Source organism: Filifactor villosus, assembly GCF_042652965.1.
Taxonomy (GTDB): domain Bacteria; phylum Bacillota; class Clostridia; order Peptostreptococcales; family Filifactoraceae; genus Filifactor; species Filifactor villosus.
In genome coordinates, this window is record NZ_JBHSHL010000055.1 from 22,864 (window position 1) to 35,928 (window position 13,065).

Sequence of the window (13,065 nt, forward strand, 5' to 3'; positions counted from 1 at the left end):
TATGCGAAACTTTTTGAAGGAGAGAAAGGGAAAACTAGATATTCTCAAGAACCTCAGAGCCAAAAACTACAGCTACAAAAAAAAGGAAGTCAACGAGTTCCTGTTTTCTCAGTGTTCGGGATGTAAGAAGACCTTCCCCTTGAAAGCGAAGGAAGAGACCTTCGTCTGCCCGCACTGTGCCGAATATTTTTCGATGCCGGCGAGCGAGAGGGCGAAGCGGATCCTCGACGACGGGTATGAGAAGATCGAACTTAGGGCAGTTGTAAAAAATCCTTTAGAGTTTGAAGGATATGAGGAGAAGGCGGACAAGGTCAGAGAAAAGACGGGACTTTCCGATGCTCTCCTCTGCTTTAGGGGAAGGATAGACAACAGCCCCGTCCTGCTTGCTGTAATGGATAACCGCTTCTTTATGGGGAGTATGGGTTCGTCGGTCGGCGAGAATATCGCACATATCTTCGAGTTGGCTCTCGAACAGAGTCTTCCCGTCGTCATCTTCTGTGCCAGCGGAGGGGCGAGGATGCAGGAAGGGATGTATTCCTTGATGCAGATGGCCAAGACGGCGGCAGCGGTCAAACGCCATGGCAAGGCGGGCCTTCTATATATCTCGTGTTTGACTAATCCCACGACGGGAGGGGTCACGGCAAGTTTTGCGAGCCTTGGAGATATCATCTTGTCGGAGCCTCAGGCTCTGATCGGCTTTGCAGGACCGCGGGTAATTGAACAGACGATGGGCAAGAGTTTGCCGGAAGGGTTTCAGAAGGCGGAATTTTTGCTGGAGAAAGGGTTTTTGGATGCCATCGTACCACGAGAGGAGATGAGGAAGACCTTGTCTTTTCTTTTGAAGGTACACGGCGGAAGGGAAGAATGGGCATGATTCAGGAAGTGGAGAAACAGGTTCAATTGATAGAAGAAGAGATTGCCCGTATTCGGACTGTGGATGAGGGCGGAGTGTTATCGTCTATGATGAAGCAGCTCGAAGAGCAGAAGAAGGAACTGAAATCTTCTTATAAGAAGAAGCTCACAGCTTGGGATCGGGTCTACCTTTCCAGACATCCCTCAAGACCCAAGGCGAAGGATTGGATGGAGTTTTTGTTTGAGGATCTTTACTACCTGCATGGAGACAGGTACTTTGCCGATGACAAGACGGTCATAGGAGGACTTGCATTTTTTGACGGAATACCGGTAACGGTCATCGGGACGAATAAGGGCAGGACCTTGGAGGAGAACGTCAAGTGTAACTTCGGTATGAGCAATCCCGAGGGATACCGGAAGGCGCTTCGTCTGATGAAACAGGCGGAGAAGTTTCGACGTCCCGTCGTTACCATCGTCGACACTCCCGGAGCCTATCCCGGAACGGGTGCGGAAGAAAGAGGGCAGGGAGAGGCGATTGCACGAAACTTGATGGAGATGAGCGATTTGAAGACGCCGATCATCACGATGATCACAGGAGAAGGAGGTAGCGGAGGGGCCTTGGCCCTGTCCGTAGCCGATGAAATTCTGATGCTTGAGAATGCAACCTTTTCCATCCTGTCACCGGAAGGATTCGCGTCGATTTTGTGGAAGGATGCCAAACTTGCCCACAAGGCGGCGGAACAGATGAAGATGACGGCAGGAGACTTGCACGACTTGGGTCTGGTCGATGCAGTCATCGAGGAGGAGATCGCATTTCACAAGGAGGACTTTAGAAAGACCATGCGCCAAGGCAAGAAGGTCTTAGGTGCGGCCTTGAAGAAGATGATGAAGCTTTCCGACGAGGAGCTTGTCGAGCGAAGATATGAGAAGTATCGAAAAATAGGACGGATAGAAGGGATAAACAGTGGCATTTGAGATAGTTGCTACGGGGAGTTATGTACCCCGAAGGATAATGACAAATTTTGATTTGGAGAAGTATTGCGATACGAACGATGAGTGGATCTTTTCGAGGACGGGAATCAAGAGCAGGCATTATGCCGAAGAGGAAACCACGGAAGACCTCGGAGTTTATGCGGGAAAGCAGGCTCTTGAGAGAGCGGGAGTTTGCAGGGAAGACATCGATGCGGTCATCGTTGCGACCTTTACACCCGAATACCTGACCCCTTCAATCGCCTGCATGATCCAAAGCCGATTGAACTTAAGACAAGACATCCTCGCCTTCGACATGAATGCCGCTTGCAGCGGATTTCTTTACGGTTTGAAGGTCGCGGACTCCCTTTTTTCTTCGATGAGGGAAGGTAGCCACATCCTCCTTGTCGGGGCGGAGATCATCTCTAGGGTCTTGGATCTGAGCGACAGAGGAACGGGGATCCTGTTCGGAGACGGAGCGGGAGCTGTCGTACTGCGAAAGAGAAATGAGCGTCCGACCTTCTTTCTGACGGGATCCAGAGGAACCAAGGAAGAACTCGGTTGCCCGGGGATCAACAGCGAAGGACTCAATAGCAAGGTCTATATGAACGGCAAAGAAGTGTTTCGTTTTGCGACCTCGACGGTCAGCCGATGCGTGCAGGTCGTGATGGAAGAGGAGGACCTCGGCAAAGATGAGATCGACTATGTGGTCTGTCATCAGGCGAATCAGAGGATTATCAGCTATGTCCAAAAGAAGCTCGATTTCCCTGAGGAAAAGTTCTATTCAAATATAGAGCATTACGGAAACACCTCTTCGGCGAGTATCCCCCTTGTCCTTGATGAGATGATGAACAAAGGCCTCCTCAAGAGAGGAATGAAGATCATTCTGGTGGGCTTCGGTGCAGGTCTGACCTGGGGAGCAGCTTTGATCGAGTGGTAGGATCCGTATGGAAATGTTTTTTGATACTATAATCTATTGAAATTGACAGCTTGAACGCTTTGGATCATCCAAATTGTTTTTCGGTAAGTATATATTCTTTATATCCGATATTTCGAACGGATAATAGTATAAATCAGAAACGACGGAACTGCCGGGAGTAATTATTTGGTCGTAGAGTATCGCTTGGAAGGTAAAGGAAACACAATATAATTCAAAAAATCGACATAAACTCTATTTTAATATGAAGGAAGAAACTATTAAAAGTTTTGATTTGACAAACTTTCGCGTGTTGGAAACTCAAAGGGAAGTCAGAAGTTTGCCTTTGTGAGGTGCTACTTGAGGATTCAAACGGATAGCAGCGGAGACTGCAATCAAACAACAGTGATATTACCGAGAACACTTCAGGGATCGAGGGTCCTGTCGCCGAACGGTTGAAGTTTCGGTATGAAAACAAAAATTATGGGAGTGGAAAAAATGAAGTTGCACAAGATTCTTGGAATAGAATATCCCTTGATACAGGGAGGAATGGCAAATATTGCAACCGGAGAGTTTGCGGCGGCGGTATCCAACGCGGGAGCGCTCGGAGTCGTAGGTTCGGGAGGAATGACGGCTGAGACCTTGAGGGACCATATTAGGCTCTGTAAGTCCAAGACGGACAAACCCTTCGGTGTCAACCTGATGTTGATGAATCCCGAGACCGAAGAGATGGCAAAGATCGTGATCGAAGAAAAAGTACCTGTGGTCACAACGGGAGCGGGCAATCCCGGGAAGTACGTCAAAGAGTGGAAGGAGAACGGGATCAAAGTCTTTCCCGTTGTAGCGTCGGTAGCACTGGCAAAAAGGATGGAAAGGCTCGGAGTCGACGGTGTGATTGCCGAGGGTACGGAGAGCGGAGGTCATGTCGGAGAAACGACGACCCTGGTGCTTCTGCCTCAGATTGTGGATGCGGTCAATATTCCCGTGATTTCCGCCGGAGGAGTTGCGGACGGAAGGCAGCTTTTAGCGGTAGGTGTGCTCGGAGCGAGCGGAGTTCAGGTAGGCACCTGTCTGCTCACTACGGAGGAATGTCCCATCCATCCTAACTACAAGCAGGCGGTGATCCAAGCGAAGGATACGCATATCACTGTAATGGGAAGGATAGGAGGCACTCCCGTTCGCGTACTCAAGAACGAGATGGTAAAGGCCTATATCTCACTGGAGAAACAGGGTGCGGACCTGATGGAACTCGAAAAATACACCTTGGGTTCTCTCCGAAAGGCGGTCTTCCACGGAGATACGGAGAACGGTTCCCTGATGGCGGGACAGACCGCTGCCATGGTTAAGGGAGAATACACAGTGAGAGAACTGCTTGAAAAGCTGTTTTCGGACTACCGTAAAGCGAGGAAGGGACTCTGTGATGAAACAATATAAATTGGGACATAAAAGCTTGGACTTCCCTCTGATACAGGGAGGAATGGGAGTCGGGGTATCGCTGGGAAACCTCGCGGGACACGTTGCCAAGCAGGGTTGTATGGGAGTGATCTCGACCGTTCAGATAGGATATCGCAGGGAGAACTTTTATCGCGATTCGCTCAATGCCAACCGGGAAGCTCTCCGCGAAGAGATCGCCAAGGCGAGGGAGATCGCGGGAGGTAAGGGGATGCTTGCCATCAACTGTATGGTCGCGGCCAATCAGTACAACGAGATGCTCAAATGTGCCTTGGAAGAAGGGATCGATGCGATTATCTCGGGGGCGGGTCTTCCCATGGTCATGCCTGAGCTCGCCGAAGGCTACGAGGTCGCCCTGGCTCCTATCGTATCGAGCGCAAAGGCGGCGAGAGTCATTCTTCAGACTTGGCAGAAGAAGTACGGGAGGTTTGCTGACTTCATCGTGCTTGAAGGACGCGGTGCAGGAGGCCACCTCGGTTTTAAGAGGGAGCAGATCGACGAGGAAGGGATGAGTCTTGAGAATCTTTTGCAGGAGGTCCTCAAGGAAGTGAGGATCTACGAAGAAAAGAAGGGAGCCTGGATCCCGGTCTTTGTTGCAGGTTCAGTGTTTGACGGCTATGAGCTGGCGAAGTACCAAAAGTTGGGAGCCTTCGGAGCCCAGATCGGAACACGCTTTATTGCGACCGAAGAATGTGACGCTTCTCCGGAGTTTGCGAAACTGCTCTGCGAGGCGGGCCAAGAAGATATCATGATTTTGCAAAGTCCCGTCGGGCTTCCGGGAAGAGTGCTTTCGACCGAATTTACAAGAAAGGTCAAGGAAGTCGGGCGGATCGCTCCGACAAGGTGCGTCAATTGTCTCAAGACCTGTGACCCCGCTACGACGCCCTACTGTATTTCGGAGGCGCTTATGCAGGCCGCACAAGGGAATCGTGAAAAAGGTCTGTTTTTTTCGGGAGAAAATGCGGGAAGGATCAACAGGATATACCGTGTGGAAGAATTGATCGGAGAGATCAGAGACCAGTGGGAGGAATGTCAATGAAAACAGCTTTTTTGTATGCGGGACAGGGAAGTCAGAAGGTGGGAATGGGAAGAGACCTCTACGAGAACTTCGAGTTTGTCAGAGAGTTCTACGACAGGTATGAAGATATCAGGGACCTTTCTTTTTCTGCGGAGGACGATGTCCTGTCCAAAACGAGGAACACTCAGCCCTGTATGCTCGCCTTCGATATCGTGATGACCGAACTCCTTAGAAAAGAGGGTCTTACAGCCGATATGACGGCAGGGCTCAGCATAGGAGAATACGGGGCTCTCTACTGTGCAAAGGTGTTGTCCGCACAAGACCTGATACATATCGGACGTGTCAGGGGGCGGGCGATGGAGGATGCTCTTTTGGGGCGTGACACCGTGATGTGTGCTACGGTAGGCGTGGACGAAGCCTTTTTGGATGAGATCTGCAAGGACTATCGTGCACAGGGAAGAAGGGTTGAGATTGCCAACTACAACTGTCCTGGGCAGATCGTCATAGGAGGAGAGCGTGAGGCGGTACAGGAGATCGCTGCAAAAATCAAGGCGGAGAGAAGGGGAAAGGCCATCCTCCTTCGCGTCAGCGGAGCCTTCCACACCTCCTATATGAAGACGGCAGGGGAGGTCCTCGAGAAGGAGTTTGGAACCGTAGACTTCCATGAGCCCGAGATCCCTGTCGTTTGGAACTTGACGGGAAGAGAAAAGACGGAGGGGGAAGATATGAAGGCCCTCCTCGTTCAGCAGGTCCAAAAACCGGTACACTTCACATCGACGATTGAATATATGAGGAGCCGGGGAGTGGACACCTTTGTGGAGATAGGCTTCGGAAAAGTCCTGGAAGGGTTTATCAAGAAGATCGACAAGGATTGTAAGGTGATTTCCTGCAACAGTGCGGAAAGTTTCGAGGAAGCAAAGAAGTATTTGAAAGAAGAACGATAAGAAGATGGAGCAGAAAAGGAGAAGCGGATCCATGGAAAGACAGATCGCATTGGTCACAGGGGCCGGCAGAGGAATAGGAAGGGCGATCGCGATAGAGCTCGCAAGGGCGAATGTCGACGTTGCCATCCATTACAACGGAAGTTTGGAAAAAGCGGAAGAAACACAGAGACTGTGTAAGGAGTTCAACGTCAGAACCGTTCTGATACGGGCGGATGTATCACAGGAGAGGGAGTGTAAGGAACTTGTCGATCAGGTTGTAGAAGAGATGGGAGGACTCGATATCCTTGTCAACAATGCGGGAATCACAAAGGACGGACTCTTTCTTCGAATGAAGGAGGAAGACTATGACGAGGTGATGGATACCAACCTCAAGGGAGCCTTCTTCGTAACGAAGTACGCGTCCTCGATTATGATCAAACAGCGTTACGGGAGGATTGTCAACATCAGCAGCATATCCGGAGTGGGAGGCAATGTGGGTCAGGCGAACTATGCGGCGTCCAAGGCGGGGTTGATCGGGCTTACCAAATCCCTTGCCAAGGAACTGGGAAAAAAGGGAATTCTGGTCAATGCCATCGCTCCCGGTTTTGTCAGAACGGATATGACCGACAAGTTGTCGGATAAGGTCAAGGAGGCCATCGTAAACCAGACGGCGGTAGGCTATATCGCTGAGCCTGAAGACATTGCAAATGCGGTAAGTTTTCTGGCATCGAAGCAGAACCGTTATATTACGGGAGAGGTACTTCGCATCGACGGAGGAATGAGTATCTAGGAGGAAGAGTATGAGAAGGAGAGTTGTTGTAACGGGAATCGGTGCAGTATCGCCACTTGGCAACACGGCAAAGGAACTTATCGAAGGCTTCAAGGAAGGCCGTTGCGGTATATCGGAGATAGAAGGAATGGATATGACCAACCACAAGGCGAAACTTGCAGGTCGAGCCAAGGCCTTCAAGGCGGAAGATCACTTCGACGCTAAAGAGGCGAGGAGGATGGACAGGGTGACCCAACTGGGCATCGTCGCTTCGAGAGAGGCGGTCAAGGACAGCGGGATCTTGGATGTGCAAGTGGACAAGACCAGATGCGGAGTTATCGTATCATCCGGGATAGGGGGACTTTCCACCATAGAAAAAAACCATACGGACGGAATGAACAAGGGCTTCCACAGAATCTCTCCCTTTTTTATCCCCATGGCGATTACTAATATTACGGCAGGCAGTGTCGCCATCGAATTCGGTTTCAAGGGGACCTGCCAATGTGTGGTAACTGCCTGTGCCTCGGCCACGGATTCCATCGGGATCGCCTTCCATAAGATCAGGGACGGCTATGAAGATGTTATGTTGGCGGGAGGTTCGGAGGCGAGTATCACTCCGCTGGGTATCGGCGGCTTCTCGGCGATGAAGGCCCTGAGCTTTGAAGAAGATGTAACAAGGGCCTCGATTCCCTTCGACAAGGACAGGAACGGCTTTGTCATGGGAGAGGGGGCGGGAGTTCTCGTGCTTGAAGAGTTGGAACATGCCAAAAAACGAGGGGCGAAGATTTATGCCGAGGTCATAGGCTACGGCTCAAGCTGCGATGCCTTCCATATCACGGCTCCGGATTCCGAGGCGGAAGGCGCGATCGCCTGCTTGAACAGAGCCTTGGAGGATGCACGGTTGTCACCTGATTGCATAGACTATATCAATGCTCACGGAACCTCCACCCCTCTCAACGACGCTTGCGAAACCAAGGCGGTCAAGGCCGTCTTCAAGGAGCACGCCTACAAGTTGATGATGAGCTCGACCAAGTCTATGACGGGCCACCTGCTCGGAGCGGCGGGAGCCGTCGAAGGCATCGCCTGTATAATGGCTGTTCACGAGGACTTTGTTCCCGCAACCATTCACTACCAAAACAGGGACGAGGACTGTGATTTGGATATCGTCCCCAACCAAGGACGCAGGGCGAAGGTAGACTATGCCTTGAGCAATTCCTTGGGGTTCGGCGGACATAACGCCACCCTGGTATTTAAGAAGTACAGGGAAGAGCAGTAGGCCGGAAGGATAAGAGCGAAAAGAAGGAGACGAAGATGAAGTATAATTCGAACGAGATCCAAACCATCATTCCCCACCGTTATCCGTTTCAATTGGTGGATAAGATTGTAGATGGAGAAGAAGGCAAGTGGGCGAAGGGGATCAAATGCGTCAGTGCAAACGAGCTGTTCTTCTGCGGACATTTTCCGAGCGAACACGTGATGCCCGGTGTCCTTATGATAGAGGCCTTGGCGCAGGTGGGAGCCATCGCCCTGCTCTCTCAGGAAGAGCACAGGGGCAAGTTGGCATTTTTTGCAGGAATCAAGCAGGCGAAGTTCCGCGGGGTCGTAAGACCGGGAGATGTCTTGGAGTTGAGCTGCCGTCTGACGAAGATCAGGGGAAGCCTCGGAGTGGGCGAAGCAGTGGCGGAAGTCGACGGAAAGATTGTCTGCGAATGTGAAATCATGTTTGCACTAAAGTAAGAAAATAAAGAAAGGAAAATGCGGCAGAATACTATTCTTCATTCGAAATGCCCGATATACAAAACATGCGATTACCAAAGAAACAATTCGGAAGGCGATGGTTCAAACCATTCAACCTGTCAATTTGAACGGCTCATTACAATCTGCTCATTCTATTGTCTTAGAGGCTGCAACGATCTTGTGAAACGGAGATTTTCATAAATTTTGTTTCTTGTTTGGAAGCGGTTTTGATACGTTTTTTCACGTTGTGCTACTTATCTGAGACAAGTCCGAGACATAAGCAAAGTGCTCGCGGAGTTCAAAATAAACTTGAGAAAAGGTATCGGATTTGGTACACTGAAAGAAGTATACAAACGAAGGGAGAGTCTTCTATGATCGGAGAGGCACTGAATGCAGTGTATTCAAAATTTAAATTAAATTTCTACCGGAGGGTGTTTCAGACCTTCGAAAACAGAGAAGCCAGCCTGACTACGATAGAAACCTTTTTCGTCGAGCTTATCTATGCACTCAACGGGCCTACGGTCAATGAGCTCTCCCGCTTTACGGGGATGTCTCAACCGAATGTGGCCTATAAGATCACCAATCTGGAAAAAAAGGGCTATGTCAAGAGGATCCGCTCCAAGGAAGATAAGAGGGAGGTCCATCTGGAGGTCACGGAAAAATTCCAAAAATACTACGGGATCAACTACGAGTACCTCCAAATCGTATCTCAAAGAATCATGGATCGTTTTCCACAGGAAGATGTCGAGAAACTCAAGGAAATGCTTGAGATTGTCTCCGATGAACTGATGGAAGAGGTCACTGCCCGTTTGGAGAGAAAGCCGAAGCTCAGCATATAGGAAGACACCGCATAATTCGAAAAATCAGCATAAAAAAACTCTTCCTTTGAGTTGTGGATATAAACAATCTGCGCCCCATAGAAGATAAACCGATTTTTCGTGAGTTCAAAAACAGATATATCCATACTTCTATTGGAGAATAGTATAAAACCGATGTTATATCAAGGATGAAATTTTTAAAAATATTGATATGACAGACCTTTGTATTCTATAAAACCGGAGGAAAATCAGAAACTTGCCTTTGTGCAGTGTTTCCATAGGCCAATGAGCCGTAGGGACTTGATGCTGTCATCCATTGCATTGTTGATAGGAGTGAAAGACAAAAGAATCCTATTCTTCAACGTCTGATCGGCTGTTATTGGTCGCATTGTTGATAGGAACTGTTTGTACTCCGTAGGAGATCTGTATCCGTTCAAACGTTGGTATCGATGTCTTCTCTGTTTTATCGGGGATGGGACGGATTTTTATGTTTAAAGATGCGGATAACCAAGCTCCTATCGAAAACAGTATAAAAACTCTTCGCGGTGGCGGGCGTGATGGAATTAAGCAGAACACTTAATCACTATTTGAGGGAAAGATGTTTTGCTCAATTCTTTTTTATTGTTTGAAAGAAGTGATTTATGATGAAAGGATTGAGAAGGCTAAATGACAGACAAAAAGAAACCTGTTCAAAACCAATGAATTCCATAATACTATTCTCCGTTTGAAATGCCGGATATACAGAATATGCAATTACCGAAAAACAATTTGGATGATCCTATGCTCTCAAAGCATTCAAGTCGTCAATTCTAATGAATTTTAGTATGAAACAAAGTTTGCAAAACCGAATTCGAGAAACCTTAGATGGAGTTTAGTCAATTTACATGCTATAGTAAAAAAAGATTTGGATAATATGCCGGTGGTAGGGTATGTAGCAGAATTATCGGAATGTATTTTTGAAAAGATCGGGATATGACTGAAACCTATGACTCCCTGTGTTTATCATGTTTCGGATGGGATTTATGATTAAAGAATTCAACGATTCTTCATTTAGTGTGATGATGGAAGGAGGAGATATACTATGAATGAAAAACCGAGAGAAATTTTTTTGAGGGGTTGTAATGAGATAGCAACTCCTTTGCTTTCACAAGGATTTAAGGCAAAGCAAAAAGGGCAAACCATATCAAAAAAAGCGAGTAAGGATATCACGTTAGAGATTTATTTCCAATCCTTACATCGAAACACTGAAAATAATATAACCATAATTCCGCATATCAATGTGTTTTCGAAGGCGGTAAAAGAGTTTGATATCAAGGCATACCATAATGAGTATTGCAGCGGAAGAATCTACGGGAATCAGCTTTGCTATATTTTAGGTAAAGAATACAAAACTTGGGATTTGGCAAAAACTAATTTTCCCTATACGGTTTCACAATTACAAAATGCGATTGCATACAGCGTCTTACCTATATTTGAAGTGTTTTACCGCTCTCCCTATGAGATCATGCAGTATTCCCTCGAAGGGAAATTGGATATTTCACTATCTTATTTTCTGGTCTTCGGAGATGAGGAGTTGGCCAATTTGGCATTACAAAAGAAAATCGAAAAGAGTTTCAATACGGGTCGCATGGTCGAGTTTTTTAACCGCTTATCACAGATGAATCAGAAGGATATCGATCCGAATTACAATGAGTTTGTAGGTGCAGGTTGGATGAAAATGGCATATTTGCAAGGGCTTAGATTGAAATGACAGAAAAGTTTTTGGGTGAGAGGTGAATATAGCACTTAATCGATTGGTGATGAAATACTGATGCAAAAGAGGTTGTGATATGGCATTAGAATATTGTCCGTTATGGATACAGCTTGCTCAGAAAGATTTGAAGAAAAGAGAGGTCAATGGCAGGGCTTACAACCAAGGTTATGGCTCGGACAGGAAAGAATAAGCCGATTACGTTCAAAACCCTTGAGAGAATATACAAATCACTCGAATGTACACTCCTATTGATGATTATGGAAAGGAAGGAGATGAACAGAATTGAGTTGAAAGACAAAAGTGCAATAAGGAATTTATGATAAAATAAATAGTATAGTTGCTTATTCAAGGACTATATTATGAGGATATAAATCAGAATTTGTCAAGGAGATCAGCCGCTTTGAAAATGAGGAACGATAAATGAAAATGACTGTCAAAAAAAAATCCGTTTTTACAGCGAAGCAAAGCAATGTTTTTGCGCTACTTCAAAGATTTGATACACTTGCATATATTGCCAAGCCCTATGCAACATTCAAAAGCCCTGATGGACAAACAGAATTGGTTTGGGAAGTTGGCAGAAGTTTCTCTTTCGATTTTAAGGTGTTTAGCTTTATTACGCTAGGTGTTCATGTTATCAATGTCAAAGAATTCAACTCGGACAACATCTATACAAATGAGAGCAATCCTTTTTGCCCTGTATGGAATCATCGAATTATTCTTAAAGAAACTGCTGACGGAAAAACTGAATACACCGACGAGGTAGAAATCGGAGCAGGATGGAAAACACCATTTATATATTTGTGGGCAAAAGCATTTTACTCGCACAGACAAAAGATGTGGATAAAGCTACTTAATAAGCAATCGGAAGAGAAAGTGCATTAACCAAATTAGAATTTGCGGAGGATAAAGGGGTGCAGAAAAATAATAGAAAAATAGTATTGATTGCTATCTTGTTATTTACTATCATTCTGATTTTTATTGTCGGAATAGCTTTTACAGTGTTGGCAGTAAAAACAAATAGAATCAAAGATGACTATTCTGTTGCTATAAATAGTGAAAAGTATCAGACACCGGTTTTTGTTGACGGTATAGAGGTTATAAATCAAGATGTTTCTTGTGGATATGCTGTAATTGAAATGTTTTCTGCGTGGAATGGCGGAAAAGTTACGGAAGAAGATCTTTATGAAAAATATGGAACAGTCGTGACTTCCACAGGGAAAGCTTTTTGTGATGAGTTTAACTATCAGTTCCCTGAATTTCAGACAACAATGTACAAATACCTTACCAATAGTGAGTTGATTGACAAAGTATATGATTGTTTAGCAGATGGTGTTCCCGTCCCATTTGAATGGGCAGCAAAACATGGTGACGAATGGACATTGCATTATTCGCTGATAGTTGGAATAGACATAAGAAATGACAGCGTTATAATCGCAAATCCATACGGATATATTGAAACAATTTCCTTAAATGAATTTGTAAATAGAACAAGTTTTAACTCGTTTGAAAATATGCCTTTGTTTTATAACTTCGGATTTGCATTCGGTATTTTTGAAAAGAACACAGTTTTTATTCCAACAAGGGTACAATAAATCCCGGTTTGTCCAAGTAAAACAATGAAATAAAGTCACTAAAAGGAAGAAAAAGAAAATATCCGAACCTTCCTTTTTTGTTGACAAAAATTTAAAAATTTGGAAAGGAGAATTTGTGGAAGGATTGACAATTAGAGATAAAAAGGCGTTAACACAAAGAGAAAGATTGGAAAGACCACTTATGATACTACTATTCTTCCTGAGTTTCTGAGTTAAATGAGAAAAAACAAGCAAAAAAAGTTGGAATTTCAAACAAAATTTCAACT

Annotated in this window: 13 protein-coding genes; all 13 read left to right on the plus strand. The window is 46.2% G+C overall.

From position 1 onward, the window contains the following. The first annotated feature begins 1 nt into the window (after position 1). The 13 genes from accD to ACFO4R_RS11260 all read left to right on the plus strand — a co-directional run bounded on the left by accD (position 2) and on the right by ACFO4R_RS11260 (position 12,799). Positions 2–874, plus strand: a complete 873-nt coding sequence (accD, locus tag ACFO4R_RS11200) for an acetyl-CoA carboxylase, carboxyltransferase subunit beta (RefSeq protein WP_379789240.1) — start codon at positions 2–4, stop codon at positions 872–874. Next, a complete protein-coding gene (locus tag ACFO4R_RS11205; RefSeq protein WP_379789241.1) occupies positions 865–1,827 on the plus strand; it encodes an acetyl-CoA carboxylase carboxyltransferase subunit alpha in 963 nt (320 codons plus the stop codon). The genes accD and ACFO4R_RS11205 overlap by 10 nt, the downstream gene beginning before the upstream one ends. Continuing rightward, positions 1,817–2,761, plus strand: a complete 945-nt coding sequence (locus tag ACFO4R_RS11210; protein ID WP_379789243.1) for a beta-ketoacyl-ACP synthase III — start codon at positions 1,817–1,819, stop codon at positions 2,759–2,761. Before ACFO4R_RS11205 ends, ACFO4R_RS11210 begins: the two co-directional genes overlap by 11 nt. A 444-nt stretch (positions 2,762–3,205) precedes the next feature. Continuing rightward, complete coding sequence (locus tag ACFO4R_RS11215) at positions 3,206–4,171, plus strand: DUF561 domain-containing protein (RefSeq protein WP_379789244.1); 966 nt, start codon at positions 3,206–3,208, stop codon at positions 4,169–4,171. After that, the gene (locus tag ACFO4R_RS11220) at positions 4,158–5,228 is read left to right on the plus strand and encodes an NAD(P)H-dependent flavin oxidoreductase (RefSeq protein ID WP_379789245.1); all 1,071 of its coding nucleotides are present in this window, start codon (positions 4,158–4,160) and stop codon (positions 5,226–5,228) included. The genes ACFO4R_RS11215 and ACFO4R_RS11220 overlap by 14 nt, the downstream gene beginning before the upstream one ends. After that, positions 5,225–6,151, plus strand: coding sequence for an ACP S-malonyltransferase (gene fabD, locus ACFO4R_RS11225; RefSeq protein ID WP_379789246.1), 927 nt, complete (start codon positions 5,225–5,227; stop codon positions 6,149–6,151). Before ACFO4R_RS11220 ends, fabD begins: the two co-directional genes overlap by 4 nt. Before the next feature lie 31 nt (positions 6,152–6,182). Further along, positions 6,183–6,920 (plus strand): 3-oxoacyl-[acyl-carrier-protein] reductase, encoded by a 738-nt coding sequence (fabG, locus tag ACFO4R_RS11230; RefSeq protein ID WP_379789247.1) that lies wholly within the window; start codon positions 6,183–6,185, stop codon positions 6,918–6,920. Between the two features lie 10 nt (positions 6,921–6,930). Further along, entirely contained in the window at positions 6,931–8,175 is a 1,245-nt protein-coding gene (gene fabF / locus ACFO4R_RS11235; protein ID WP_379789248.1) for a beta-ketoacyl-ACP synthase II, read from the plus strand. Positions 8,176–8,210: 35 nt separating this feature from the next. Beyond that, positions 8,211–8,636: a 3-hydroxyacyl-ACP dehydratase FabZ gene (fabZ, locus tag ACFO4R_RS11240; protein ID WP_379789249.1), complete on the plus strand. Its 426-nt coding sequence runs from the start codon at positions 8,211–8,213 to the stop codon at positions 8,634–8,636. A 371-nt stretch (positions 8,637–9,007) separates the two neighbouring features. Then, complete coding sequence (locus ACFO4R_RS11245) at positions 9,008–9,475, plus strand: MarR family winged helix-turn-helix transcriptional regulator (protein ID WP_379789250.1); 468 nt, start codon at positions 9,008–9,010, stop codon at positions 9,473–9,475. A gap of 1,060 nt (positions 9,476–10,535) precedes the next feature. Continuing rightward, positions 10,536–11,204, plus strand: coding sequence for a hypothetical protein (locus ACFO4R_RS11250; protein WP_379789252.1), 669 nt, complete (start codon positions 10,536–10,538; stop codon positions 11,202–11,204). Positions 11,205–11,627: 423 nt separating this feature from the next. Continuing rightward, entirely contained in the window at positions 11,628–12,089 is a 462-nt protein-coding gene (locus tag ACFO4R_RS11255; RefSeq protein WP_379789253.1) for a hypothetical protein, read from the plus strand. Between the two features lie 29 nt (positions 12,090–12,118). Beyond that, positions 12,119–12,799, plus strand: coding sequence for a C39 family peptidase (locus tag ACFO4R_RS11260; protein WP_379789255.1), 681 nt, complete (start codon positions 12,119–12,121; stop codon positions 12,797–12,799). The last annotated feature ends 266 nt before the right edge of the window (positions 12,800–13,065 follow it).